The 24,454-nt window shown below is 65.3% G+C and carries 23 protein-coding genes and 1 riboswitch; of the genes, 15 read left to right on the forward strand and 8 right to left on the reverse strand.

Annotated features, from left to right (window positions below):
* Positions 1 to 87: 87 nt before the first annotated feature.
* The 4 genes from ACNHKD_RS11620 to ACNHKD_RS11635 all read left to right on the forward strand — a co-directional run bounded on the left by ACNHKD_RS11620 (position 88) and on the right by ACNHKD_RS11635 (position 5,023).
* Positions 88 to 864, forward strand: a complete 777-nt coding sequence (locus ACNHKD_RS11620; RefSeq protein ID WP_442753646.1) for a DUF1499 domain-containing protein — start codon at positions 88 to 90, stop codon at positions 862 to 864.
* A gap of 198 nt (positions 865 to 1,062) precedes the next feature.
* Positions 1,063 to 2,175: an ISAs1 family transposase gene (locus ACNHKD_RS11625; RefSeq protein WP_442756808.1), complete on the forward strand. Its 1,113-nt coding sequence runs from the start codon at positions 1,063 to 1,065 to the stop codon at positions 2,173 to 2,175.
* Positions 2,176 to 2,271: 96 nt separating this feature from the next.
* Positions 2,272 to 3,273, forward strand: a complete 1,002-nt coding sequence (pdhA, locus tag ACNHKD_RS11630; RefSeq protein WP_442753647.1) for a pyruvate dehydrogenase (acetyl-transferring) E1 component subunit alpha — start codon at positions 2,272 to 2,274, stop codon at positions 3,271 to 3,273.
* Positions 3,274 to 3,598: 325 nt separating this feature from the next.
* Positions 3,599 to 5,023, forward strand: coding sequence for a pyruvate dehydrogenase complex E1 component subunit beta (locus tag ACNHKD_RS11635; protein ID WP_442753648.1), 1,425 nt, complete (start codon positions 3,599 to 3,601; stop codon positions 5,021 to 5,023).
* Positions 5,024 to 5,030: 7 nt separating this feature from the next.
* Here the strand turns inward: ACNHKD_RS11635 and ACNHKD_RS11640 are convergent, their stop codons facing one another.
* A complete protein-coding gene (locus tag ACNHKD_RS11640; protein WP_442753649.1) occupies positions 5,031 to 5,276 on the reverse strand; it encodes a DUF29 domain-containing protein in 246 nt (81 codons plus the stop codon).
* 94 nt (positions 5,277 to 5,370) lie between these two features.
* Here ACNHKD_RS11640 and ACNHKD_RS11645 point away from each other — a divergent pair, with 94 nt between their 5' ends.
* Entirely contained in the window at positions 5,371 to 6,324 is a 954-nt protein-coding gene (locus ACNHKD_RS11645; protein ID WP_442753650.1) for a 2-oxo acid dehydrogenase subunit E2, read from the forward strand.
* A 188-nt stretch (positions 6,325 to 6,512) separates the two neighbouring features.
* The gene (locus tag ACNHKD_RS11650) at positions 6,513 to 7,628 is read left to right on the forward strand and encodes a P-loop NTPase (RefSeq protein ID WP_442753651.1); all 1,116 of its coding nucleotides are present in this window, start codon (positions 6,513 to 6,515) and stop codon (positions 7,626 to 7,628) included.
* Positions 7,629 to 7,908: 280 nt separating this feature from the next.
* Here ACNHKD_RS11650 and ACNHKD_RS11655 read toward each other — a convergent pair whose 3' ends face one another.
* The 3 genes from ACNHKD_RS11655 to dsrE2 all read right to left on the reverse strand — a co-directional run bounded on the left by ACNHKD_RS11655 (position 7,909) and on the right by dsrE2 (position 10,162).
* A complete protein-coding gene (locus ACNHKD_RS11655; protein ID WP_442753652.1) occupies positions 7,909 to 9,249 on the reverse strand; it encodes an OmpP1/FadL family transporter in 1,341 nt (446 codons plus the stop codon).
* Positions 9,250 to 9,427: 178 nt separating this feature from the next.
* Complete coding sequence (locus tag ACNHKD_RS11660) at positions 9,428 to 9,655, reverse strand: sulfurtransferase TusA family protein (RefSeq protein ID WP_442753653.1); 228 nt, start codon at positions 9,653 to 9,655, stop codon at positions 9,428 to 9,430.
* Between the two features lie 6 nt (positions 9,656 to 9,661).
* A complete protein-coding gene (gene dsrE2 / locus ACNHKD_RS11665; RefSeq protein ID WP_442753654.1) occupies positions 9,662 to 10,162 on the reverse strand; it encodes a sulfur carrier protein DsrE2 in 501 nt (166 codons plus the stop codon).
* Positions 10,163 to 10,484: 322 nt separating this feature from the next.
* Between dsrE2 and ACNHKD_RS11670 the strand changes: the two genes are divergently transcribed.
* The gene (locus tag ACNHKD_RS11670) at positions 10,485 to 11,315 is read left to right on the forward strand and encodes an alpha/beta hydrolase (RefSeq protein WP_442753655.1); all 831 of its coding nucleotides are present in this window, start codon (positions 10,485 to 10,487) and stop codon (positions 11,313 to 11,315) included.
* Between the two features lies 1 nt (position 11,316).
* Here the strand turns inward: ACNHKD_RS11670 and ACNHKD_RS11675 are convergent, their stop codons facing one another.
* The 3 genes from ACNHKD_RS11675 to ACNHKD_RS11685 form a co-directional block, all read right to left on the reverse strand.
* Complete coding sequence (locus ACNHKD_RS11675; protein WP_442753656.1) at positions 11,317 to 12,141, reverse strand: class I SAM-dependent methyltransferase; 825 nt, start codon at positions 12,139 to 12,141, stop codon at positions 11,317 to 11,319.
* 124 nt (positions 12,142 to 12,265) lie between these two features.
* Positions 12,266 to 14,746, reverse strand: coding sequence for a cation-translocating P-type ATPase (locus ACNHKD_RS11680; RefSeq protein WP_442753657.1), 2,481 nt, complete (start codon positions 14,744 to 14,746; stop codon positions 12,266 to 12,268).
* 270 nt (positions 14,747 to 15,016) lie between these two features.
* Positions 15,017 to 15,346, reverse strand: a complete 330-nt coding sequence (locus tag ACNHKD_RS11685; protein WP_442753658.1) for a hypothetical protein — start codon at positions 15,344 to 15,346, stop codon at positions 15,017 to 15,019.
* Between the two features lie 167 nt (positions 15,347 to 15,513).
* A riboswitch (TPP riboswitch) is annotated at positions 15,514 to 15,608 on the forward strand.
* 239 nt (positions 15,609 to 15,847) lie between these two features.
* On the opposite strand from ACNHKD_RS11685, the gene thiC reads away from it, so the two are divergent.
* Positions 15,848 to 17,671 (forward strand): phosphomethylpyrimidine synthase ThiC, encoded by a 1,824-nt coding sequence (thiC, locus tag ACNHKD_RS11690; protein ID WP_442753659.1) that lies wholly within the window; start codon positions 15,848 to 15,850, stop codon positions 17,669 to 17,671.
* A 465-nt stretch (positions 17,672 to 18,136) separates the two neighbouring features.
* Entirely contained in the window at positions 18,137 to 18,283 is a 147-nt protein-coding gene (locus ACNHKD_RS11695) for a hypothetical protein (protein WP_442753660.1), read from the forward strand.
* Positions 18,284 to 18,414: 131 nt separating this feature from the next.
* Here the strand turns inward: ACNHKD_RS11695 and ACNHKD_RS11700 are convergent, their stop codons facing one another.
* Entirely contained in the window at positions 18,415 to 18,897 is a 483-nt protein-coding gene (locus ACNHKD_RS11700; RefSeq protein WP_442753661.1) for a septal ring lytic transglycosylase RlpA family protein, read from the reverse strand.
* Positions 18,898 to 19,248: 351 nt separating this feature from the next.
* Here ACNHKD_RS11700 and mog point away from each other — a divergent pair, with 351 nt between their 5' ends.
* The 6 genes from mog (at position 19,249) to cysG (ending at position 24,257) form a co-directional block, all read left to right on the forward strand.
* Positions 19,249 to 19,791 carry a molybdopterin adenylyltransferase gene (gene mog / locus ACNHKD_RS11705; protein ID WP_442753662.1) on the forward strand — a complete coding sequence of 181 codons (543 nt, stop codon included), beginning with the start codon at positions 19,249 to 19,251 and terminating at the stop codon, positions 19,789 to 19,791.
* Between the two features lie 148 nt (positions 19,792 to 19,939).
* On the forward strand, positions 19,940 to 20,755 hold the full coding sequence (gene dapB / locus ACNHKD_RS11710) for a 4-hydroxy-tetrahydrodipicolinate reductase (protein ID WP_442753663.1): 816 nt from the start codon (positions 19,940 to 19,942) through the stop codon (positions 20,753 to 20,755).
* A 16-nt stretch (positions 20,756 to 20,771) separates the two neighbouring features.
* Entirely contained in the window at positions 20,772 to 21,398 is a 627-nt protein-coding gene (locus tag ACNHKD_RS11715) for a 2,3-bisphosphoglycerate-dependent phosphoglycerate mutase (RefSeq protein WP_442753664.1), read from the forward strand.
* Positions 21,399 to 21,453: 55 nt separating this feature from the next.
* Positions 21,454 to 22,077, forward strand: coding sequence for an alpha-ketoglutarate-dependent dioxygenase AlkB family protein (locus ACNHKD_RS11720; RefSeq protein ID WP_442753665.1), 624 nt, complete (start codon positions 21,454 to 21,456; stop codon positions 22,075 to 22,077).
* 205 nt (positions 22,078 to 22,282) lie between these two features.
* Positions 22,283 to 22,681 carry a cytochrome c-554 gene (locus tag ACNHKD_RS11725; RefSeq protein ID WP_442753666.1) on the forward strand — a complete coding sequence of 133 codons (399 nt, stop codon included), beginning with the start codon at positions 22,283 to 22,285 and terminating at the stop codon, positions 22,679 to 22,681.
* A 166-nt stretch (positions 22,682 to 22,847) separates the two neighbouring features.
* Complete coding sequence (gene cysG / locus ACNHKD_RS11730) at positions 22,848 to 24,257, forward strand: siroheme synthase CysG (protein ID WP_442753667.1); 1,410 nt, start codon at positions 22,848 to 22,850, stop codon at positions 24,255 to 24,257.
* Positions 24,258 to 24,454 lie beyond the last annotated feature (197 nt).

Here is a 24,454-nt window from a genome sequence, read left to right on the forward strand (position 1 = left end):
GCATCGTTGCATTTCACGTCGCATTTCGCGAAAAATGGCGAGTCGCCGTCCCTTCGCGGCGGAGTTAACGCTGGACCGCCTCTCCTCATGCGCCGAACACTGCCGCCGGAGCCCTGGTCGCAAGCCGCCTTGTGGAGCCGCTACGTCGCTTTCTTCGGAGCGGTGGTGGCGCTCCTGTCCGTGCTTTTCGTGCGCCTCAACGTGATGTCGCCCGTTTCGGCGCTCGCATGCCTGGGATCGGCGGTCGCCCTCGCGCTGGTTGCGCTGCTTCTCGTCTGTGCGGCGAGCGTCGCCATCTGGCGGTCGGGGAGGCGCGGCGTGGGCGCCGCGGTCGGGGCCGCGGTCGTCGCGCTTCTCACGCTCGCCTATCCGGCCTATCTCGCCGTCGAGGCCGTGCGTCTGCCGGTCCTTTCCGACATTTCGACCGATGTCGCCAATCCGCCTTACTTTTCGCTCTCCCGCGCCGCCTATGAGGCGCGAAAGGGTTTTCAGCCAAAGGGATTGCCCCAGAAGGCTCGCGAGGCGCAGCGCTCGGCCTATCCGGACGTCGAGCCGATTGTGGTCGACCTGGACTCCGACGAAGCCTTCGCGCTGGTGCTGAAGACGGCGAAGGCGGTCGGCTGGCGGGTCGTCGACCAGCGGCCGCCGGGGGGGCGCACGGGGGAGGGACACGCCGACTTCCTCGACAGGACGCTCATCATGGGCTTCGACGAGGATGTGACGGTGCGGCTCAAGCCGCTACCGGGCCAGACACGCATCGACCTCCGCTCGGCCTCGCGCTACGGCCGTCACGATTTCGGTGCGAACGCCAAGCGAATTACGGCTTTCGCGGACGAGTTGCAGACCCAGCTCGACGCGCGGTGACGCGGAAAGCCGTCCCTCCTCTTTACGGGAGGGCCGGGGCCGCCGACAAAGACGAGGCCGGGTCTATGAGGATGCGAGCCTGAAGGCGCGGCGGTCCAGCGGCGCCTTTTGGACCGCAGGGGAATCGCATTTGACGAAATGAGGTAGCGCGGGGCGTTGGAATGGATTCTGTCATTGGTTCTGATTCGCGAGGAGCCGATGAGCCTGTTGATCACGATCTTGCGGGATGTTCCCGATCCGCGGAGCGGCAACGCCACCCGTCACGAGTTGCTGGATATTCTGATGATTGCGCTGACGGCGTCGATCTGCGGCTGCGAGGGCTGCGTCGAATTTGCCGACTTCGCGGAGGACCGGGAGGAGCTGTTCCGGGAGTTCCTGAGCCTTGAGAACGGCTTGCCGAGCCACGACACGTTCTCGCGACTGTTCCGGCAGATCGATCCGGAGGCGCTGGCAGCCTGTTTCGGGCGCTTTCTGGAGGCGCTGGGAGAGGATGGCGCCGGCGTCGTCGCCATCGACGGCAAGACGCTGCGCCGCTCCTTCGACAAAGCCAAAGGCGCCTCGGCGCTGCATGTGGTGACGGCCTTCGCCGCCGACGCCAAGCTGGTCATCGGCCAGAAGGCGGTGACGGACGGCGGCAACGAGATCACCGCGGCGCGGGCGCTGATCGACCTGCTCGACCTGACCGGCGCGCTGGTGACCGCCGACGCCATCCACTGCAACGCCCCGACGGCGCAGAAAGTGCTTGATCGCGGCGGCGACTGGCTGTTCGCGCTCAAGGCCAATCGCCCGGCGACGCTCGAGGATGTCGAGACGTTTTTCGCCGACCCTGCGTCCGTCGTCGCCGAGACCTTCGAGACGACGGACGCCGATCATGGCCGGGTGGAAACGCGCCGCCACGCGGTCGTTCACGATGTCGGCTGGCTGTTTCCAAAGGGCGACAAGGATCGCCCGGCGATGCCGGGGCTTTCGACCATCGGGCGGATCGATGCAAGGGTCGAGCGCGAGGGCAGGACCACGCGATCTTGCCGCTATTACCTGTCTTCCGCGAAGCTGTCCGCCGAAGCTTTCGCCAGGGCGGTCCGCGCCCACTGGAGCATCGAGAACGGCGTGCACTGGGTGCTGGACGTGACCTTCGACGAGGACAGGGCCCGTAACCGCAAGGACAACGGGGCGGAAAATCTCGCGACCATCCGCAAGCTCGCCCTCAATGTCCTCAAACGCTCACGGCCCGAAATCTCCATCCGCCGGAAGCGAAAACGCTCGGGATGGTCCGACGCCTTCGCCAGATCCGTCCTCGGTCAAATGCGATAGCCCTGTTTGGACCGCCGCCTCTCTCGTTTTTAACCGGCGACTCTGGTATTGTTCCGCTCGTTCTCCAGATAACGGGCGGGAGGCCGAGAACAGCCGATGGCGAACGCAGGCGACGGCGCGAACGCGGCTCATGCCGTTCCGAATTTCACCCGCGAGGAAGAGCTTCACGCCCTGCGCGAAATGCTGCTGATCCGCCGTTTCGAGGAGAAGGCGGGCCAGCTCTACGGCATGGGCGTCGTCGCGGGCTTCTGCCACCTCTATATCGGCCAGGAAGCCGTGGTCGTCGGCGCCAAGATGGCCGCGCGCGAGGGCGATCAGTTCACGACCAGCTATCGCGACCATGGACATATGCTCGCCAGCGGCATGGACGCCAAGGGCGTCATGGCGGAACTCGCCGGAAAGCGCGGGGGCTACTCCAAGGGCAAGGGCGGCTCCATGCACATGTTCTCGCATGAGAAAGCCTTTTACGGCGGGCACGGAATCGTCGGCGCTCCGGCGCCCATCGGCGCGGGCGTCGCGCTCGCCAACGCCTATCGCGGCGACGGCAAGGTGTCGCTGACCTTTTTCGGCGAGGGCGCGGCGAATCAGGGCCAGGTCTACGAGACCTTCAACATCGCGGCCCTGTGGAAGCTGCCGGTGGTCTTCATTGTCGAGAACAATCGCTATGCCATGGGCACGTCGCTGACGCGCGCGGCGGCGCAGACGGATTTCGCCATGCGCGGCGCCGCCTTCGGCATTCCCGGCCATCAGATCGACGGCATGGACGTTCGGGTGGTGCGCGCGTCGGCGGCCGAGGCGCTGGACTGGTGCCGCTCGGGCAAGGGGCCCTATCTCCTCGAAGTGCAGACCTACCGCTATCGCGGCCATTCAATGTCCGACCCGGCCAAATACCGCTCCAAGGAAGAAGTGCAGAAGATGCGCGAGGAGCATGATCCGATCGAGCAGGTGCGGCTGCGCCTGCTGGCGGACGGGGTCGGCGAGGACGAGTTGAAAAAGATCGACGCCGGGGTTCGCAAGATCGTCGCTGAGGCGGCCGATTTCGCCATGATGGACAAGGAGCCGGATCCGTCCGAGCTTTATACCGACGTGCTGGCTTGAACCCTTTACCGGGAGAGGGCAGGGCCAGGGTCTGGCCCGCAAATTGTTACAGAGAGATTTCGTCAATGTTCGAAGGGACGATGAAAATGGCCCCGGCTCCTCACCCAGGGCGATCGGGTGAAGGTTTCCTCATCCTGAGGAGCCGCCAAAGGCGGCGTCTCGAAGGACGAGGAAACCTTCATTTTGCGAACTCTGGAACTCGCCCTCGTGCTTCGAGACGGCTCCTGCGGAGCTTCCTCAACATGAGGGCGAGGTTTGTCGTCCTTCGCCCGAACGCCCCGGACCCTCGCGGGGAGGGCGCGCGCGCCGCAACGCCGGTGGCGTCATGACCATCAACGTCCTCATGCCCGCGCTCTCGCCCACCATGGAGCAAGGCAAGCTCGCCAAATGGCTGAAGAACGAAGGCGATGAAATCAAGGCCGGCGACGTCATCGCGGAGATCGAGACCGACAAGGCGACCATGGAGGTCGAGGCGGTCGACGAGGGCGTGCTGGCGCGCATCCTCGTGCCCGGCGGGACGGAGAACGTCGCCGTCAATACGCCGATCGCGGTGATCGCGGGGGAGGGCGAGGACGCCTCGGCCGTCGAGGCGCCGCCCGCCGCCAAAGCGCCGGCGCCGCCGACCGCTCCGCAGGACGAGCCGGGCGAGGCGAACAAGGCGCGCACGGAAGCCGCTGTCGAGGCCGTCGCGCCGGCGCCCAAGCCCGTGAGCGTCGCAGCGCCCCCGGCCGTCGCCGCCGCGCCGGAAGTTCCGGCGGGGACGACAATGATTCCCATGACCATGCGCGAGGCGCTGCGCGACGCCATGGCGGAGGAGATGCGCCGCGATCCCAACGTCTTCGTCATGGGCGAGGAGGTCGCCGAATATCAGGGCGCCTACAAGGTCACGCAGGGCCTGTTGCAGGAATTCGGGCCGATGCGCGTGCGCGACACGCCGATTACCGAATATGGTTTCACGGGCATCGGCGTCGGCGCGGCCTTCGCGGGCCTGCGGCCGATCGTCGAGTTCATGACCTTCAATTTCTCGATGCAAGCCATCGACCACATCATCAATTCGGCGGCGAAAACGCTCTATATGTCGGGCGGCCAGATCCACAGCCCCATTGTCTTCCGCGGCCCGAACGGCGCGGCGGCGCGGGTCGGCGCCCAGCATAGCCAGGATTATTCCGCCTGGTATTCGCAGGCGCCGGGGCTCATCGTGATCGCGCCCTCCAACGCCAGCGACGCCAAGGGGCTCCTGAAGGCGGCGATCCGCAGCGACAATCCTGTCGTCTTCCTGGAAAACGAACTTCTCTATGGCAAGACGTCCGAAGTCCCGGCGCTCGAGGATTTCGTACTTCCGATCGGCAAGGCGCGAATCGCGCGGCCCGGGACGGCCGTGACCCTCGTCTCCTTCTCCATCGGCATGACCTACGCGCTCGGCGCCGCCGAGGAGCTGGCCAAAGAAGGGATCGAGGCGGAGGTGATCGACCTGCGCACGCTGCGGCCGATGGACATAGCGACCGTCGTCGAGTCGGTAAAGAAGACCGGCCGCTGCGTGGCGGTCGAGGAAGGCTGGCCGCAATGCGGGATCGCCTCCGAGATTGCGGCGCGGCTGCAGCAGGAGGCGTTCGACTATCTCGACGCGCCCGTGGCGCGCGTGACAGGCAAGGACGTGCCGATGCCTTATGCGGCGAATCTCGAGAAGCTCGCCTTGCCAAGCGTGGCGGAAGTCGTCGCGGCGGCGAAGGCCGTGCTTTACCGGGAGTAAGACAACGTCACTCGGGCCAAAAATCGCGATCCATCATCTGCTCGAAGGTCCAGGGGCAGGCGCCGGGAAACTCGTCCACATCGAACTCGGTTTCGCGCGCCGCCAGCTCGCGTTTCTCGGTCTTGCCCATGCTTTCGATCTCTTCCGCGATATGCTCGATGTCGGCTCCCGAAAACTTGCCGGCGCGCAGAAGAGCCGCCTGTTCATTCGCCCAGGCGTAAAAGTCGTCGTCGTAAAGTCGTGCGTTCGACACGCCTGCCTCCAATCGCCGTGGCGTCCGCTTTTCGGAAATGTAACATGTCTCCAGCCCAAATTGACGCTGTTTCCAACCGGGATGGCGAACTGACATGAACGCTCTCGCCCAGACGGCTCCCGCCGCCCGCATTTTCGCGTCGCCCCTCGCGCGCCGCCTCGCGAAAGAGGCGGGGCTCGATCTGGCGTCGCTCGCCGGCTCCGGCCCGCATGGCCGCATCGTCGAACGCGACGTGAAGGGGGCGCTGGCGGGCGGCGTCGCAAAGAAGGCCCCGCCTGCGCAGAGGCCCGTCGCGCTCGCGGAGGCGCCGTCGGCGGGGACGACGCGCAAATTCTACGAAATCGATTCCTATGAAGAGGTCCCGCACGACTCGATGCGCAAGGCCATCGCGCGGCGCCTCACCGAGTCGATCCAGACCGTCCCGCATTTCTATCTGGACGTCGACTGCGAGATCGACGCGCTGCTGAAGCTCCGCGAGGACTTCAACGCCGCCGCGCCCAAGCGCGCGGACGGGGCGCCCGAGTGGAAGACCTCGGTGAACGATTACGTCGTGAAGGCGCTGGCGCTAGCGCTGCAACGCATGCCGGAGGCGAACGTCACCTTCACGCCCGAGTCCATGCTGAAGCACAAGGCGTCCGACATCGGCGTCGCGGTCGCGATTCCCGGCGGGCTCATCACGCCGATCGTCCGCAACGCGCAGGCGAAGACGGTTCGCGAAATTTCCGACGAGATCAAGGAGCTCGCCGCCCGGGCGCGGGAGCGCAAGCTTAAGCCGCATGAATATGAGGGCGGCGTCTCGGCGGTCTCAAATCTTGGCATGTATGGGATCAGGAGCTTCTCGGCGGTGATCAACCCGCCGCAATCGACCATCCTCGCTGTGGGAAAGGGCGAGCCGCGCATGATCGTGAGGAACGGCGCGCCGGTCGTCGCGACCATCATGAGCGTGACGCTCTCTTGCGATCACCGCGCAGTCGACGGCGCGACGGGAGCGGAATTGCTGGCGGCGTTCAAGGGGCTGATCGAACAACCCATGGGGTTGTTCGCCTAAAATCATGTCCGCCATTGCAAAGAGCAAGGCGGCGAAACGATCCGGGAGTCGTAAGGATGCTCTGGAACGCCTCGTGGCTCCCGCGATGAGAGCCCGAGCGAGGCCAAATTAAATATTCGCGTGGACGCGCGCGCCGTTTAGCGGCATATCCTTGTTTAGAGTTCCTCTAAACAAGTAAGGAGCGGCCGGTGGCGACGGAAGCTGACATTCTGAAAGCGCTCGAAAACCTCTATGCGCCGGGCGGCGTTTCGCTTGCGCGTGCGGTGAGCGGCATCAATCTTTCCGGTTCGAAAGCCTTCGTCTCGCTCGCGGGCGATCCGGCGAAGCCAGAGGGCTGGGAGATGGCGCGCGCCAACGCCGAGAAGGCGATCAGGGCCGTGCCGGGCGTCGAAGCCGCCGTCGTGACGCTCACCGCCGAGCGTGCGCCCGGCGCCGAGAAAGCGCACGACCATCATCACGGCCATTCGCACGCCGCGCCGCCGCCCCAGCAGCGCAAGGGCCTCGCCCCGGCGCTGGAGAAGATCCGCTACATCATCGTCGTGGCGTCGGGCAAAGGCGGCGTCGGCAAGTCGACCACCTCCGCGAATTTGGCGCTCGGCCTCGCGGCGCAAGGCTGGCGCGTTGGGCTGCTCGACGCGGACATTTACGGCCCCTCGGCGCCGCGCCTTTTCGGCCTGCACGAGAAGCCCAAGGTCGAGGGCGGCAAGCTCGTTCCGCTCGAAGCCTATGGCGTGAAGATCATGTCCATGGGCTTCCTGGTCGACGAGAATGTGCCGATGGTCTGGCGCGGCCCGATGGTGGCGCAGGCGCTCACGCAAATGCTCGGCGACGTCCTCTGGGGCGATCTCGATGCGCTGGTCGTCGACATGCCGCCCGGCACGGGCGACGTGCAGCTCACCATGGCGCAGCAGACCCCGATCGCGGGGGCGGTGATCGTCTCCACGCCGCAGGATCTCGCGCTCATCGACGCGCGCCGCGCGGTGGCCATGTTCCAGAAGGTCGAGGCGCCGATCCTCGGCATTATCGAAAATATGAGCTACTTCCTCTGCCCGCATTGCGGCGGCCGTTCGGAAATCTTCTCCCATGGCGGCGCGCGCCACGATGCGGAGCAGATGGGCGTTCCTTTCCTTGGCGAAGCGCCGCTGGACATGAAGATCCGCGAGACCTCCGACTCCGGCAAGCCCGTCGTCGGCGCCGAGCCCGACAGCCCACAGGCCGCCGTCTATCTCAACCTTGCCGCCAAGGTGAAGACATTGCTCGAAACGACGAAGCAGCGCGCCGCGCCCAATATCGTGGTTGGATAGGCGCCGGCGTTTCTCCAACGCGTGAAAAAGCCCTCATGCCGGAAGCATGAGGGCTCAGGCTGCTGACAAAGTAGCGGCGACGCCCCTCGTGCTTCGAGACACCTGCTGCGCAGGCTCCTCAGCATGAGGGGCTTTTTCCTTCAGCGCCAAATACTTAGGCCTCATCCTGAGGAGCGAGCAAAGCTCGCGTCTCGAAGGACGAGGCCGCCTCGGGTTTGTCAACAAACTGAGCCCTCATGCCGGAAGCATGAGGGCTTTCTTTTCGTCGCTCGAGCGAAGATCAGAAATGCGTCGGAATGATCGAATTGTCGCCCACGTCCCATTTGTAGTTATAGCCGAGGTTCATCTCCCAGGCTTCGACCCAGGGCGTCACGGTCGCGAACGGGTTGGGGCCGCCGAAGGGAAGGGCGGGCGTTTGCGGAAGCCACTCGGGGCCCGTCATCGCGTTCTTGAAGCCGTAGACGAAGGCGAAATCGAGCGACGAGTTCCTGGTGAAGGCGTAATTCGCCCCAATCGACGCGTGGTGACGCATGAGAATGGGCGTTAGGATGTTCACCGTCACCGAACGCGCGCGGATAGGGTTGGTGGTGTAGTGATAGCCGGCGCGCAACGTCAAACTTGGCGAATAGCGCCACTCGGCGCCGATGGCGCCCGCGTCCACATCCGTCCAGTCGAAGCCGGGACCGGCGGTTTGGCCTAAGGAGCTGATGGTGATCGGATTGGATGGATTTCCCGTCGACCGCTCCATCGAATAGAAGATGTGCCGCCAATCCGCCATCAGCGTCAGGCTCGGCGTCACATCATAGGCCAGGCCCGCCTGCATGTTGGCGGGAATGTTCAGACGGCCATAATCGGCGATGATGCCGGAATATTTATCCAGGCGCGACATCCACATCGGCGTCGAGCCCGAAAAACCGAAACGGAACCGGTCGGTAACGCCCCAAACCAGGCCCGCGCGCACGCCGCCGCCCCATGACCAGTCATAGGACATATCCGACAATTCCCAGGGATTGGACGAATAGGGCGCAAACGTCTTGACGCCTTGCAGGTTCAACATCTGCACCGCCATCGTCGGCGCGAAGCCGAGCGTGATGGGGCCGACGGATGTGTCGAAGCGGCGCGCATAGGCCATGCTGATGAAACCCTGCCTCAGATCGACGCCCGCGAAGCCGCCCCCGAACGGACCGCCGTTGGGGCCGCGCCAATGATGCCAGTCGTAAGAGGTGTTGATCCCTCCATTCACGTAACCCGAGACGCTCCAGGCCGACTTCTCGTCAATCGGCTGGACGTAGCCGCCATTCGGCACCGGGAACCACGCGCGTCCGCTCCGCACATAGCCGGGCGCGACGACCGCGGGGGTTCCGCTCGTGTAATAGCCGCGATCGCCATTCACGATATCGACGCCCTGTTGGAACTGCCGCTCCAGTCCGACGATGCCCGCCGGGTTCGTCGAGATCGCCATGGCGTCGCGCTGGTCGGCGACGCCGGCGCCGCCGAGCGCCTTTTGGCGCGGGCCATAGCCGATCATGAAATAGCCGTCTCCGGCGATCGCCGAAGAGGCGTCAGCCAACAGCAGCGCGGAAGCGGCAAGCGCGAAACGGCGCGAGATATGTTTCTGCATGGAGGACCGGCCTAGTCTGTTTTTAACGCAAATAGACGGACGCAGAACAACTTGGACGAAGGTAACTGAGATTCCGCGTTCCAGGCAGGCCGCTTCGGCTCGGCAAGCGAAAAAGCCGAGCATTGTTACGTTATTGCAACAGTTTACTTAAGCAGGCGCAGCATTTTTAAATAAAGCGTTAACTCTTGCGCCGGATGACGTAGCGATAATGCGCGTCCAGCCGTTCGGCGCTGACAAGTTCGTCGCCGGTCTGCTTTGCGAAGGCTTCAAAGTCCGACATGGACCCTGGATCGCTTGCGAGCACTTCGAGCGTTTGGCCGATCGCAATTTCCTTCAGCGCCTTCTTGGCGCGAAGAATGGGCATCGGACAGTTGAGGCCGCGGGCGTCAAGGCTTTTGTGGGTCATGTTCGCTCAGACGAAGAGATTGACGTCGGCCTTCACGGCCTCGGAGAGATAGGTCGCCGCGCCGCCGAAGCCGACGCCGTCGATCATGTCTTCTTTCTTGAATTCGAAGAGATCCATGGTCATCTGACAGGCGACGAGCTTCACGCCGCTTTCCAGCGCGATGTCGCGCAGTTCCTCGATAGTGGCCACGCCCTTTTTCTCGATCATGTTTTTCATCATGGCCGTCGCGCCGGCTGTCACGCCGGGCAGGGCGGCGACGAGGTTGGGCATGCCGAGATGCACGCCGCCCACCGGCATTTTCATGGCCGGATTGCCGAGCGGCGAAATCTCGAGATCTAGTTTTTTCCGGAGCAGGCCGAGGCCGTAAAAGGTGAAGAACAGCGTCGCGTCCATATCCATCGCGACCGCCGTCGTCGCCAGGATAAACGGGGGGTAGGCCCAATCTAGCGTGCCTTTCGACACGATGATGGAGAGCGACTTGCGGTGGGGCGTCGTCTCGTTGGTCACGTCATTTCCGTATGTTGCGCTACGCCGCGCGGCGAGGCAAAGCCCATACCAGCCCCGAGCCCCGGATGGCAACGCCGTCGGGCGCCGGACGCAGGTAATGGGGTGGACGCCGGCGTGAGGGATGTGAGGGAGTCCCGTCCCTTTACGGTGGGGATCGCCCTGCGAAGCGGGTTGGGCGGGAGTAACGGTCCGACCCGATCAGGAGGTTTCGAGGGTATAAATCAAGGACAACTTAACCGGTTGGCGGCTATCCATTTGCACGCGGTAGGAAAGTCGAATTGTCGACGCGGCGCCGGCAGAGGCGCGTGGGGAGCCTATAGCGATGCAGGGATCCGGCGATCCGATCCACGCGCGGCTGGAAGTCATCCGCCGAAATGGCGATTTGGACGGTGAAAATCCGCCGCTCTTATTCGTCCACGGAGCCTGGCACGGGGCCTGGTGCTGGGATCGGGGCTTTCTCGGGCGCGTCTCCCGGCAGGGTTTCGACGTTTTCGCCGTGAGTCTTCGCGGTCACGGGAAGAGCGCGGGACATGAGCGTCTGCGCACGACGCGCGTCAGGGATTTCGTTGACGACATAGAGGAAATCGCCGACCGCCTGCGCGCGCCCCCGGTCATTGTCGGCCACTCGATGGGGGGATTCCTCACGCAGAAGCTCATGGAGCGGCGCCGCCTGCCGGGCGCGGCGCTCCTCGCCTCCATGCCGCCGAACGGCGTGGCGGAGTTCGTGGGCAAGCTGATCCGCACCGATCCCGTCGGGGCGCTGCAGGCCAATCTGACCTTGCAGTTGAAGCCCGTCGTCTCGACGCCCGACCGCGTGAAGCGCCTTTTCTTTTCCGAGCTCATGTCGGACGAGGACGTCGATCTCTACGCGTCCAAGCTCGGAAATGAGGCTTTTCTCGCTTATCTCGACATGTTGTTCGGCGATTTGTGCTCGCCCGCGAAAGGGACGCCGGTGCTCGTGCTCGGCGCGGCGAACGACGCGATTTTCCCGGTCCACACGCAGAAACGCATCGCCGCGTCCTACGGAACGGAGGCGGTGATCTTTCCGATGGCTCACGACATGATGCTCGAGCCGGGCTGGGAGCGGGTCGCCGATACGATCGCCCTGTGGGTGCGCGAGGGCTGCCGCCAGCGGTTTCCTCTGGCCGCCTGAATCAGGCCGGCTTCACCGCCCAGGCGCCGACCATCAAGGGGCCGAGTAGAAGCGCGTTCGCCGCGTCCGCCTCCTGGCGAATGCGCTGGTCCAGCGTGTCGATGTCGATCTCGGCCTCGGTGGCGACCTGGGTTTTCACCATCGCGGGCGCCAGGCTTCGGATCGTCGTGACAAGCCAGGTGGGGCAGAAGCCGCCGCCGCCTTGCTCCATGCGCGTCGCGCCGAGCAGCGAAGGCGCCAGGCCCGCCGCGCTGAAAACCTGCCCGAGCGAAACGCCGATGCGGGGATGAAAGCCGCAGCGCTCGAAGACCAGGTTCAGGCGATCGACATTTTCAGCCACGGACGGAACCGGCGGAATGGTGCTGATGCGCGAGAGGTCCGGCTCGTGAAACGAGACCACGCCGCCAGGAGCGACATGGCGCAACAATTCGCGCAGCGCCGCCGCCGGATCGGGAAAATAGATCATGACGAGCCGTCCGACGAGAGCGTCGAACTTTTCGTTCGCGTCGATATGCGGCAGCTCCGCCTGACGAAACTCGACATTGGTCAGCTGCGCCGCCGATGCGCGGGCGCGGGCGCGGTTCAGGCCTTCCGGGTCACGGTCGACGCCGACGACGGATCCGCTCGCTCCCACGATTCGCGCCGCCGCCATCGACACGTCGCCCATTCCACAGCCGACATCGAGGACGCGCATGCCCGGGCGCATGCCCGCGCGCCTGAAAACCTCCTCGGTCAATTCATTGAGAAAGGCGGCCTGTTGCTCGAGCCGGTTCGCTTCGTGAGACGAATATCCGAGGGGATAGGAGCCGGAATTCTGCCTGCTCATGTCCTAATTTCCTAAGGTTCGAAAAAGCCACGCTGCCGCTAATCAGGTAAACGCCATTCCACGCCAGTCGAGCGCCGCCTGAAACCTTGGTTAACGGGCGCGGCGGCGTGGGCTGCCGCTGAAGTCAGTCGAATAGCCGCCGCCACATCCCATACCATCCGCCGGCGCTCATCGCCAGAAGCGAGGCGATGGCGAGGTCTTCGGCGGCCGGCGGAGCGAAGCGCAAGAGGGCGGCGAGGGGCGGGAAATAAAGGCCCGCCGCGACGGCGGACAGCGCGACGCCTGCAATGGCCCAGAAGGGCAGGTTTTCCGGGGAGAAGGGAGAAGCGCCCTTGGGCAGCGCGTCCGCAAGCGCCAGCGTGAGATTGCCGACGATCAAAGTCGAGAAGGACAGACCGCGCGCCTCGGCTTCCGGCCGGTTGAGGCTAATGGCCAGGACATAGACGCTGAGCACGGCGAGAAAGACCGCGAAACCCTGCGCGACGCCAAGCAGCAGGTCGCGCGTCCCGAAAAGCGGCTCGCTCTGCGGTCTCGGCGGCTTGAGCATCGCGTCCTTTTCGCCGGGTTGGGCCTCGAAGGCCAGCGAGCAGGTCGGGTCGATGATCAATTCCATCAGCACGACATGCGCCGGCAGCAGCATCGGCGGCAGGCCCATGACGATCGGCGTCAGTGCGAGCCCCGCGATCGGAATATGGATTGCGGTCACGTAAGTCAGGGCCTTGCGCAGGTTCGACGAAATGCGCCGGCCGAGTTCGATGCCCGCGACGATGGAGGCGAAGCGGTCGTCGAGAAGGACGATATGCGCGGCCTCGCGCGCCACGTCCGATCCACGCTGGCCCATGGCGACGCCGATATGGGCCGCCGCGAGGGCGGGGCCGTCATTCACGCCGTCGCCGGTCATGGCGACGATGTGTCCGTCCGCCTTGAAGGCCTCGACGAGCGCAAGCTTGCTTGTCGGCATGACGCGGGCGAAGACGCGCGCGTCTCGTATCTTCGCTGCGACTTCGCCCGGGGGCGTCTCCGCGATTTCCGCTCCCATGAGGACGCCTCCCGACGTGTCGATGCCGGCCGCGCGCGCAATGGCGAGCGCTGTCGCGGGGTAGTCGCCCGTGATCATTGCGACTCCGACGCCCGCCCGGCGCGCGGCGGCCACCGCCGCGGGGACGTCGCCGCGGATCGGGTCCTCGAAAGCGACGAGGCCAAGGAGGCGGTAGGGCGCCTCTTCGAGCGCGCCCTGAATGACTTCGGATTCGGCCACCGCCAGCACGCGCAAGCCTGCCTGCGCCAGCTCCTCGACCGCCGCCGCGTAGCGGGCGCGCAGTTCCTCCTTTACGCTCGCGAGACGAAAGATCGCCTCGGGCGCGCCCTTGGCCGCCTTCAACGCGCCGCCCTCGACCCGCCAGAACTGGATGAAGGCGAGAAGCTCGGGCGTGATCGGGAAGCTCTCCGTCGCCGTTCCGCCCGCGGGGATTTCGAGGCGCGCCGCGAGCGCATGGACGGCCCGGTCCATGGGGTCCACCGGGCTGACGCTCGACGCCCGCAAGGCCGCGCGGATGAGCCGGTGTTGCTCGGCGTCCGGCGCGTCGGGAACGGGCTCGACGGCGCCGCCGGCGTAGAGGCGCGCGACCACCATGCGGTTCTGGGTCAATGTGCCCGTCTTGTCGACGCAAAGAAGCGACGTCGATCCAAATGTCTCGGTGACGGAGGAGCGGCGCACGAGCACGTTCTGGCGCGCGAGCCGATAGGCGCCGATGGCGAGAAAAATCGCCAGCACCATCGGGAATTCTTCGGGCAGCAGGCCGATGGCGAGCGTGATGCCGGCGATCGCGCCTTCGAACCAGTCGCCATGCACGAGCCCGTAAGCGAGGATGACGAGCGCGCAGAAAGCGAGGGCGAAGGCGCCGAGTTTCGCTACCAGCTCCCCGGTGCGCTTCTGGAGTGGGCTAGGCTCGCTCTTGATGGCCGCGAGCGACGCGCCGAGGCCTCCCACCGCCGTGCGCGGCCCGGTGCGGCCGACGCGCGCGACGCCGAACCCGCGCACGATGACGCAGCCGGCGTAGAGAAAGGGGGTGCAGTCGCCGCCCGGCTCCGGAAAAGCGAGGTCCGCGCCGTCGCTCGCGAGCGTCTTGGCGACGGGGGCGGACTCGCCGGTGAGGATCGACTCGTCGACGACCAGCGCGTCGCCGGCGAGAAGAACGGCGTCGGCGGTTATGCGCTGGCCTTCGCCGATGAAGATCACGTCGCCCGGCACGAGATCGCGCGCGGCGACCCGACGCTCCTGGCCGTCGCGCAGGACTTGAGCCATGGGCTCTGCGAGCTTCTGCAGCGCCCTCAGCGCCCTCTCGCTGCGGAATTCCTGGAAGACCACGAGCGCGATCGACGCGCCCGCGCCCACGACCATGAAGAGCCCCTCGCCAAGCTCGCCGACAAAAAGATAAAGCGTCGCCGCCGCGGCGAGCAGGAAAAACATCGGCTCCTTCAGCGTGCGCAGGATGAACTTGAAAACGCCGACCGGCGGCGCCTCGGGCGCCGCATTGGGGCCGTATTGGGCAAGGCGCCGCACGGCTTCGTCGGAAGAGAGGCCGTGGAGAAGGGTTTGCGTCATGCGGCCGAGTATCGCGGGGTGGAACGGCGCCTGGAGCGCGCTGCGAAAAAGCCGCGGCCGGTCTTTCGCATGACGCCCGCTCTAAAACCTGAATCGATCACGCCCACGGGGTTTCGGGGATTCAAGCCCGAACGCCGACGGCGCGATCCAGTCTAGCGCGCCCGCGTCGCGAGGTGGAGGCCCGTTGAGCCGTGAGTCGGCCCGCGTATGAAAAAAGGGCGCTCGCCGCGCGCGGGCGCCCTTCGGCGAGCGTGCTTCTACAGGCTCCGCCTACATCGCGTCGAAGGTCTTCTTCTTGCCGTCGTGGGTCTTGATGGTGACTTTGCGCAGATAGCTGCAATCCTCGAAGCCGGGCGGAAAACCGTCGCTCTTGCCCGGCACGGCGAATTTGTCCCCCTTCTTATAGGCTTGGTGCAGAACCTTGTCCTTGCCCGAGACCGGGCAATCGCCGCCGTTCACCTCGATGGCGTCGATGACGACATTGTCTTTCTTGACTTCGCATTTGACGGAGCCGTCATGCTTCTTGGCGCAATCGACGGCGTCATCGGCCGCATAGGCGAAAGAGGGAAGAAGGACGAAGGCGAGGAGAAGTTTTTTCATGGCTGGCGCTCTGGTTTTGCGTCTCATCGAGCTTGCGCTCTCGGATTTGGTCCAAAGCACGACTCCAAAAAGCAAATGTGACAATCCAGAAACAATATGTCCGAGCGGCTCTTAAAACTCACAATTTCTAGCCGCTTGCCGGGAAAGTCGAGAGCGACTAATTTTTCGCCGATGGCGAGGGGCGCCGCGCGTCGCGGCTGAGAAGCACCCGTCGAACCTGATCCGGGTCATGCCGGCGGAGGGAATGCCAGGGCAGGGCGGCTTGCGCCCGTACTCCCCTTTCCGCCCTGCATTGGCGTGACCTTAACGAATTGCGTTAAACGGGGTGGGGTTGACCTCCACCCCGGCCCTCCCCCCTGCAAGGGGGAGGGAGCAGAGGGGCCGCCACCTGTTTCCCCTCCCGCTGCAAGGGAGGCTAGAAAGGGGTTCGACGCCGCATCTGGCTGACGCAAGCTACATCCGCTCCCCTTGAAGGAGCGCGATCCAGAGGGAAGCGCGACTATGAACGTCCACGACAAACGCACGCCGCTCAGCGTCACCACCGGCCCCATTGGCAAGTCGCGCAAGGTCTATTCCTCGCCTGCCGGACGTCCGGACATTCGCGTGCCCTATCGGGAAATCCCGCTCGATCCGTTATCCGGCGAAGCGCCGCTGCGGGTGTATGATCAATCCGGCCCCTATGGCTGCGAGAGCTTTTCGCCTGATCTCTCCGCTGGCCTCCCCTCAGCTCGGCCGTGGCTTGCGGTGCGCGCGGGCCTCGAAACCTATGAAGGCCGAGCCATCAAGCCCGAGGACAACGGCTTTGCGGAAGGCGACCGCCTCGCGCCGCCATGTCCCGCAGAGCGCGAGCTTTATCGGGCCTCCGGCTGCGCGCCCGTCACGCAGCTTGAATTCGCGCGCGCCGGGATCGTCACGGAGGAGATGATCTATGTCGCGCATCGCGAGAACCTTTGCCGAGAGCGCGCGCTCGACGTAGCGAAGACGCGCATCGCCGACGGCGAAAGTTTCGGCGCTTCCATTCCAGAGTTCGTGACTCCCGAATTCGTGCGCGACGAGGTCGCGAGCGGCCGCGCCATCATCCCGGCCAATATCAACCATCCGGAGCTGGAGCCGGTTATCATCGGCCGCAACTTCCTGGTGAAGGTCAACGCCAATATCGGCAATTCGGCCGTGACCTCCTCTGTCGCCGAGGAAATCGAGAAGATGGTGTGGTCGGCGCGCTGGGGCGCCGACACGGTCATGGACCTGTCGACGGGCCGCAACATCCACAACATCCGCGGCTGGATCATCCGCAACGCCAGCGTGCCGATCGGCACCGTGCCGATCTATCAGGCGCTGGAAAAGGTCGGCGGCGATGCGCTGAAGCTCGATTGGGAGGTCTTCAAGGACACGCTGATCGAGCAGGCGGAGCAGGGCGTGGATTACTTCACGATTCACGCCGGCGTGCGCCTCGCTTACGTGCCGCTCACGGCGAACCGCGTCACCGGCATCGTCTCGCGCGGCGGCTCCATCATGGCGCGCTGGTGCCTGTCCAAGCATAAGGAGAGCTTCCTCTACGAGCGTTTCGACGAGATTTGCGACATCATGCGCAAATATGACGTGTCCTTCTCGCTGGGCGACGGCCTGCGTCCCGGCTCCAACGCCGACGCCAATGACGCCGCGCAATTCGCCGAGCTGGAGACGCTGGGCGAGCTGACCAGGATCGCCTGGGACAAGGGCTGCCAGGTGATGATCGAAGGCCCCGGCCATGTGCCGATGCACAAGATCAAGGCCAATATGGACAAGCAGCTCAAGACCTGCGGCGAGGCGCCGTTCTACACGCTCGGGCCGCTGGTCACCGACATTGCGCCGGGATACGACCACATCACTTCGGGCATCGGCGCGGCGATGATCGGCTGGTTCGGCACGGCGATGCTCTGCTACGTCACGCCGAAGGAGCATCTCGGCCTGCCGGACCGCGACGACGTTAAAACGGGCGTCATAACCTACCGTATCGCCGCCCACGCCGCCGACCTCGCCAAGGGGCATCCCGCCGCCCGCGAGCGCGACGACGCGATGAGCCGCGCGCGCTTCGACTTCCGATGGGTCGATCAGTTCGAGATTGGCCTCGACCCCGACACGGCGCGGGAATATCACGACGAGACCATGCCCAAGGAAGCGCACAAGGTCGCGCATTTCTGCTCCATGTGCGGTCCGAAGTTCTGCTCCATGCAGATCACGCAGGACCTCCGCAAGGAAGCGCAGGCGATGGAGCGCGAGAAGGGCATGGCGGAAAAGGCGGAAGAGTTTTTGGAGAAAGGCGCCCAGATCTACGTGCGCGACTAGCGGCCGCCGCCGCAGCGTGTTCTGGCGCGGGGCGCGTTTCCCTGCGAGACTTGGCGCCGCTCCCGGCGGAACAACGCCGGGGCGGCGGCGGAATGCTCGCTTCGAAGAGAGGCGATCACCGAACAAAGGGAGCGGCGCGACGCCCTTCGAGCGCGAGCTTTTATGCGCCTTTGGCGAAGAACGCGCCATTTTGACGACAAATCGGCTGTCTGCCTGTCCGGAGGGGCGTGACACTCGATCCGGCGCGGAGGCGGACCGTCATGGCCAGCCACGAATCCGATCCGCCAAGGACAAATCTGCGGGCATGCGCGGGCTTCGACTTTGCTCGATCCCGGCCTTCGGCTTGGTTCGTCTGAGCCTGGTCCAACTGCTCAGAACCTCTTGAAGACGACGCCCGGCCTCGGCGAGGCCGGGCGTTTCAGTATGGGGGAACGAGAGAGGTCACCTGAAAAGTTGAGACGCCTGATGCATGACGACAAGAAAAAAACCGAGACCGCCGGAAATAAAGGCGAGCGCCTTGAACAAAGAGCTGCGGCCGTGCTGGATCATGGTATTTCTCCCGCTTTCTATTTGAGCAGATCGCAGGATCGACACTACGTTGATTTGCCGTAGAGCAAAGCGCCAGTAATAACAAAATAGAGAGAGCCAAATTTCGTCTGACGAATGGGGCCAGTCCCGCCCCGGGCGCCTGTATTCGTCGCGGCGGCGCGTCGCGTTCGGCGCGCCGCCAGGCGCATCTATACTCAGCTTCCGCTCAGAACCTGGACATGAACGGCGCCCGTGCCGCGGGAGATAAGGCCGATGCGCGAGGCCGCGCCTCGCGACAGATCCAGATTGCGGCCGGTCCAGGCCGCCGGTCCGCGGTCGTTGACGCGCACCACGACCGAACGACCGCTATGCGTCACAAGCAACCTCGTCCCGATCGGGAGGGTGCGATGCGCGGCGGTCAGGTCCCATTGGTTGAAGCGTTCGCCGCTCGCCGTATGGGCGTTGGGTTCGAACCGGCGGGGGCCGCCGCCATAGTAGGACGCGTTCGCCACGAAAGAGCGGGCGTTTTCCGGCATCGAAAAAGAGGCGGCTTGCGCGCCGCGATGTGCGCGACCGGACCCGGACTGAACTTGTTGCTGTGCGTTCGAGCCGCTGAAGAGTTGGGAGAGGAAATCCTGCGCGGCGGCGGGAACGGTCGTCAGACCAAAGGCGACAAACGCAGCAGATACACGCTTCATCAGTTTATGAGCTCCTCATCGGATACGCCGCAACGCAATATCCGAGATGCATCGACGAAGATGCATCTCGTCATATTCCGATACGACGTAATGGAAGTGAGGATGGTCCACTAACCACCAAATGAGGCAAAAAAATTACATGGATATTTCAAAATTTCTCTTCTGGAATATGTGGAATTAGCCTTGCCGGTGTCGCCATGTGGCCGAAAATATTGCTGAAATTCCTGGGCGCGCTTCCGCCAGGCCCGCATGTCCGTTGGATGTTTCGGATTGAGCGGCGGCTCTGTCGTCCGCGTCGCCGGCTGACAAAACCGTTGCGACGCGCCAATAAAGCGGCGGGAGATTATCGACATGACCGACACCAACCGCCCCGCCGTCATCGGCGTCGTCACCGCCTCGGACCGCGCCAGCGCCGGCGTCTACAAGGATGAAAGCGGCCCGGCGATCGAGGCCTATCTGACCGCCGTTCTCACAACGCCCTTTCGCATCGAACGACGGATCATCCCCGATGGTCTCGAGAGCGTGCGCGACACGCTGATCGACCTCGCCGACAACGCCGGCTGCGACCTCGTCGTCACCACGGGCGGCACCGGGCCCAGCCCGCGCGACCTGACGCCCGAGGCGACGCTCGCCGCCTGCCCGCGCGAACTGCCGGGCTTCGGGGAGCTGATGCGCCAGGTCTCCTTGTCGCAGACGCCGACGGCGATCCTTTCGCGTCAGGTCGCCGCGCATCGCGGAAAATGCCTTGTCATCAATCTGCCGGGCAAGCCCGCGGCGATCGAGCTTTGCCTGAACGCCGTCATGCCGGCGGTGCCTTACTGTCTCGACTTGATCGGCGCGGCCCATATCGACACCGATCCCGCGCGGGTGGAGGCGTTCCGGCCCAAAAAATAACCACCCGTTCGGGCAGGTGTGAATCTGCCGCGACAACAGGAAGGCTTCTCTTAACGACTTCCCGTCTGTATAGGGAGGAGCGCGTCAGCAGGCCCGAGTCGCCCCTTCGCGCGTCAAGGGTTAGTGCCGCAGGCGAGGGCTTGAGAAAATGAGCGATTTGCGTCTGGTCGTGGTGGGCGCGGCGGGCCGCATGGGTCGTATGCTGACCCAGACCATCCCCGACACGCTGGGCGTGCGGCTTGTCGCCGCGCTCGAGAATGAGGGGGCGTCGTCAATCGGCGCAGACAGCGGCGCCGCCTTCGGGCAGGGTCCGAACGGCGTGCCGGTGACGAGCGACATCGAAGCCGCGCTCGCCCAGGCCGACGCCATCATCGACTTCTCGTCCCCGGTCGCGACCGTGGCGATGGCTCGCGCCGCCGCGCGGGCGCGGGTGCCGCAGGTCATCGGCACGACGGGCCTGAGCCCGGAAGACCTCGCGGCCATCGCCGACGCCGCCCGCGCCACCGCGATCGTGCGCTCCGGGAATATGAGTCTCGGCGTCAATCTGCTTGCGGTTCTCATTGAAAGAGCCGCAAAGGCCCTCGGTCCGGCCTGGGACGCCGAGATCGTCGAGATGCATCACAAGCTCAAGGTCGACGCGCCGTCCGGCACCGCGCTGCTTCTGGGCGAGGCGGTCGCCAGGGGCAGGGGAATCGATCTCGCCGGGCACAGCGCGCGCGGTCGCGACGGGCTGACCGGCCCGCGCAAGGCCGGCGACATCGGCTTCGCGGCGCTCCGCGGCGGCACGGTCGTCGGCGATCACACGGTGATTTTCGCCGGCATGGGCGAGCGGATCGAATTTTCGCACCGTGCGGAGGACCGCGGGATTTTCGCCCGCGGCGCCATCGCCGCGGCGATCTGGACCCGCGGGAAGGAGCCGGGACTTTATTCCATGGCCGACGTGCTGGGCCTCACCGGCGCCTGAGTTCTGCGAGATCTTAATGACCATGCACCGCACACTCGTCCTCGTCCGGCACGGCCAAAGCGAATGGAACGCCAAGAATCTCTTTACCGGCTGGAAGAACCCGGACCTCACGCCGCTCGGCGTCGAGGAGGCGCGCCGCGCCGGCCGCGAGTTGAAGAGATGCGGGCTGCACTTCGACATCGGCTTCACCTCGGCGCTGTTGCGCGCCCAGCACACTTATGACCTGATCACCGAGGAGCTTGGGCAGGCCGGCTTGCCGGCGTTGCGCGACCGCGCGCTGAACGAGCGCCATTACGGCGACCTCTCGGGCCTCAACAAGGACGAGGCGCGCGAGAAATGGGGCGAGGACCAGGTGCATCTGTGGCGCCGCTCCTACAGCGTCGCGCCGCCCAACGGCGAGAGCCTCAAGGACACGGTGGCCCGCGTCGTGCCGTTCTATGTTCAGAAGATGCTGCCGCTTGTGCTGCGCGGCCAGAGCGTTCTCGTCGCCGCCCATGGCAACAGCCTGCGCGCGCTCTGCATGGTGCTCGACCAGCTCACGCCCGAAAGCGTGACGACGCTCGAACTCGCGACGGGCGAGCCGATTATTTACGGGCTCAACGCGGATTCGACTGTGGCTTCGAAGAAGGTTCTGAAATACTGACCGGCGCGCGTTGCGGCCGCCGGTCGCCGAGATCAACGCCGCACACAGTTTGCCGATGACGGAGATCATCCCCGGCGCCTTCCGCTATCCCGCCTTCCTGAACGCCGCCGGGCAGGAGCGGCTTGCGCGCGAGATCGCCTCGGTCATCGAGCAGGCCCCGCTCTTCGTCTCGCACATGCCGAAATCCGGCCTGCCCATGTCTGTGCGCATGACGAATTGCGGATCGCTGGGCTGGATGAGCGACAAGGACAAGGGCTATCGCTATGAGCCCCGCCACCCGGAAACCGGCGCGCTCTGGCCGCCCATTCCGCAAATGCTCCTCGATATTTGGGAAGAGTTGACGGCCTATCCCAAGCCGCCGGAGGCCTGTCTTGTGAATGTCTATTCCGACGACGCGAAAATGGGCATGCATCAGGATCGCGACGAAGCGGATTTCGACGCGCCGATTCTCTCGCTGTCTCTGGGCGCCGACTGCCGCTTCCGATTTGGCGGACGCAAACGCGCGGACAAGTCCGTCGCCGTTACGCTGTCGTCGGGCGACGCGCTCGTTTTCGGCGGCCCCGCGCGGCTGTGCTTCCACGGCGTCGACCGTGTCCTTCCGTCGATGCTGGCGCCGCTGCCGCCGCCGCTTGCAGGGCAGGGGGCGCGGGTCAATCTGACCTTGCGACGGGTGACGTGAAGGCGCCGGCGCGGTTCATTACTCGTTCAGCCCGGAGCCGCCATTGTTCCCATGAGACTTCAGGGTGGCGGTATTGTGTCAGGGCGGCCGTTCTTGTAGTTTCAAAGTTGTGTAAAGAGCGCCCGCGAGGCGCCAACCCTTTGGCAGGCGCGTTTCAAGAATAGGCGGTCGCATAGCGACGCCGAGGATGAGGAAAGGATCAAGGATGAAGACAATTTCCCTGCTGACGTTCGCCGCGAGCGTCGCTTTCGCTGCTTCCGCCGGCCAGGCCTTCGCCGCTGGCGACGCCGCCGCGGGCGAAAAGGTCTTCGCCAAGTGCAAAGCTTGCCATCAGATCGGCGAAGGCGCCAAGAACGCCGTCGCGCCGGAGCTGAACGGCGTCGACGGCCGCAAGGCCGGTTCGGTCGAGGGCTACAACTACTCCGAGGCCATGAAGAACTCGGGCATCACCTGGGACGCGGCTTCCTTCAAGGAGTTCATCAAGAACCCGAAGGCCAAGGTGCCGGGCACCAAGATGATCTTCCAGGGCCTCGCCTCGGAAGGCGACCAGGACAACGTCTGGGCCTATCTCGCCCAGTTCGGCGCGGACGGCAAGAAGAAGTAAGTCGCGTCCAGCGAAACCGATGCGAAGCGGCCCTGGTCAGGGCCGCTTTTTGTTTCATTGTGCAACTGACGACGCCGGATAACGTTTCGCGCTTGGGGGACGACGCGCCTTTTTCGGCGCGGCCGGATGGGTTATGCGTGGGCCCGACCAGCGCACAGGCTTGATCTTGACCCGCAAACCAGACGAAATCTCCTCCGAAATCATGCAGCCCCTCGAGACGCTGCCGGTGTTCTTTCCCCTGGCCGGCAGGCGGGTCGTGGTCGTCGGCGGCGGGGAGGGGGCCGCCTGGAAGGTCGATCTTGCGGCCGCGACCGGGGCGCGGGTCGACGCGTTCGCTCGCGACCCCGGCGAGAAGCTCCGCGAAATTGCCGCCGAGCGTACGAATGTGACGCTCTATGAACGGTCGGCGACCGCGACCGATTTCGAGGGCGCGGCCCTCGCCTTCGGCGCGACCTTCGACGACGCGGAGGCCGACGCCGCCCGCAAGGCGGCGGACGCCGCGCGGGTGGCGCTCAATCTGGCCGACCGGCCGGCGATGAGCGACTTCATCATGGGCGCCATCGTCAATCGGTCGCCGCTTGTCATCGGCGTCTCGACCGGGGGAGCCTCGCCCGTCTTCGCGCAGGCGGTGCGCGGGCGCATCGAGTCGCTCGTGCCCGCGCCTTTCGCCGCCTGGGCCAAGGCCGCGCAGGACTGGCGCCCGCAGGTGCTTTCCTCTGGCCTGGACTTCCTGGCGCGGCGCGATTTCTGGCGCCGCTTCACCCGGCTCGCCTTCCGCGACATTGAACGACCTCCGACGGAAAAGGATCGCGACGCGCTGCTGAAGGAGGCGCGCGAGGCGGGAGACGCGGCGTCGCGCGGGCGCGTGACGCTCGTCGGCGCAGGGCCGGGCGACCCGGAGCTTCTCACCCTGAAAGGCATGCGCGCTCTGGCGGGCGCCGACGTTGTGCTTTTCGACGACCTCGTGCCGGCGAGCATCCTAGACTTCGCGCGCCGCGAGGCGACCCGGATCAATGTCGGCAAACGCGGCTACAAGCCCTCGGTGCGGCAGGAGGAAATCACGGCGCTGCTCGTCGACCTCGCCCGCGCCGGCAAGAATGTCGTGCGACTGAAGGGCGGCGATCCGCTGATCTTCGGCCGGGCGAACGAGGAAATCGCCGCGCTGCGCGAAGCGGGCTTCGACATCGAGATCGTGCCTGGCGTCACCGCCGCCTGCGCCGGCGCCGCGGCGTTGGGCGCTTCGCTCACCAGCCGCGAAACCGCGCGACGCGTGCAGTTCATCACGGCCCATACGAAGGACGGCGAATTCCCGGAGGATTTCGACTGGGGCGCGCTCGCCGACCGCCGCGCGACCACGGCGGTCTATATGGGCAACCGCACGCTCCCGGCCTTGTCGCGCCGGCTGCTCGAAGAAGGGATCGCGCATGACACGCCGGCCTTCCTGATCGAGCGCGCCTCGACGCCGGGCGAACGCGTCATCAAGGGCACGATTGCGGATTTGCCGGAGAAGGTCGCGGGCGAGACGATCGTCGGGCCGGTGATGGTCCTGATCGGCTGGGCTTTGGTCGAAAACTGAGCGGGGCGCCAGCGCCAGTTTCTCCGCACGGCGGCGACAGACAGGCGCGCCGGTCTCGTGGTGGGATAGAATTGCAGCGGCGGGGATGCGCGCATGGCGCTCACGATCACGCCACAGGGCGCGGCGCGCTCTGGCGCATTCCACCAGACATGCAACCGGCATACGCTCCAGACGGACGAAACCGCGCGGTCGCCTCT

The sequence above is a fragment of the Methylocystis sp. JAN1 genome, from assembly GCF_052186135.1.
GTDB lineage: Bacteria > Pseudomonadota > Alphaproteobacteria > Rhizobiales > Beijerinckiaceae > Methylocystis.

Coding starts and splice junctions, on each gene's coding strand:
- ACNHKD_RS11680 (WP_442753657.1), bottom strand. CDS start 14,746: ATGACGCAAACCCTTCTCCACGGCCTCTCTTCCGACGAAGCCGTGCGG.
- pdhA (WP_442753647.1), top strand. CDS start 2,272: ATGGCGAACGCAGGCGACGGCGCGAACGCGGCTCATGCCGTTCCGAAT.
- ACNHKD_RS11625 (WP_442756808.1), top strand. CDS start 1,063: ATGAGCCTGTTGATCACGATCTTGCGGGATGTTCCCGATCCGCGGAGC.
- ACNHKD_RS11675 (WP_442753656.1), bottom strand. CDS start 12,141: ATGAGCAGGCAGAATTCCGGCTCCTATCCCCTCGGATATTCGTCTCAC.
- ACNHKD_RS11635 (WP_442753648.1), top strand. CDS start 3,599: ATGACCATCAACGTCCTCATGCCCGCGCTCTCGCCCACCATGGAGCAA.
- ACNHKD_RS11695 (WP_442753660.1), top strand. CDS start 18,137: ATGCATGACGACAAGAAAAAAACCGAGACCGCCGGAAATAAAGGCGAG.
- thiC (WP_442753659.1), top strand. CDS start 15,848: ATGAACGTCCACGACAAACGCACGCCGCTCAGCGTCACCACCGGCCCC.
- ACNHKD_RS11670 (WP_442753655.1), top strand. CDS start 10,485: ATGCAGGGATCCGGCGATCCGATCCACGCGCGGCTGGAAGTCATCCGC.
- ACNHKD_RS11685 (WP_442753658.1), bottom strand. CDS start 15,346: ATGAAAAAACTTCTCCTCGCCTTCGTCCTTCTTCCCTCTTTCGCCTAT.
- ACNHKD_RS11725 (WP_442753666.1), top strand. CDS start 22,283: ATGAAGACAATTTCCCTGCTGACGTTCGCCGCGAGCGTCGCTTTCGCT.
- ACNHKD_RS11620 (WP_442753646.1), top strand. CDS start 88: ATGCGCCGAACACTGCCGCCGGAGCCCTGGTCGCAAGCCGCCTTGTGG.
- dapB (WP_442753663.1), top strand. CDS start 19,940: ATGAGCGATTTGCGTCTGGTCGTGGTGGGCGCGGCGGGCCGCATGGGT.
- mog (WP_442753662.1), top strand. CDS start 19,249: ATGACCGACACCAACCGCCCCGCCGTCATCGGCGTCGTCACCGCCTCG.
- ACNHKD_RS11655 (WP_442753652.1), bottom strand. CDS start 9,249: ATGCAGAAACATATCTCGCGCCGTTTCGCGCTTGCCGCTTCCGCGCTG.
- ACNHKD_RS11660 (WP_442753653.1), bottom strand. CDS start 9,655: ATGACCCACAAAAGCCTTGACGCCCGCGGCCTCAACTGTCCGATGCCC.
- ACNHKD_RS11700 (WP_442753661.1), bottom strand. CDS start 18,897: ATGAAGCGTGTATCTGCTGCGTTTGTCGCCTTTGGTCTGACGACCGTT.
- ACNHKD_RS11720 (WP_442753665.1), top strand. CDS start 21,454: ATGACGGAGATCATCCCCGGCGCCTTCCGCTATCCCGCCTTCCTGAAC.
- ACNHKD_RS11645 (WP_442753650.1), top strand. CDS start 5,371: ATGAACGCTCTCGCCCAGACGGCTCCCGCCGCCCGCATTTTCGCGTCG.
- ACNHKD_RS11715 (WP_442753664.1), top strand. CDS start 20,772: ATGACCATGCACCGCACACTCGTCCTCGTCCGGCACGGCCAAAGCGAA.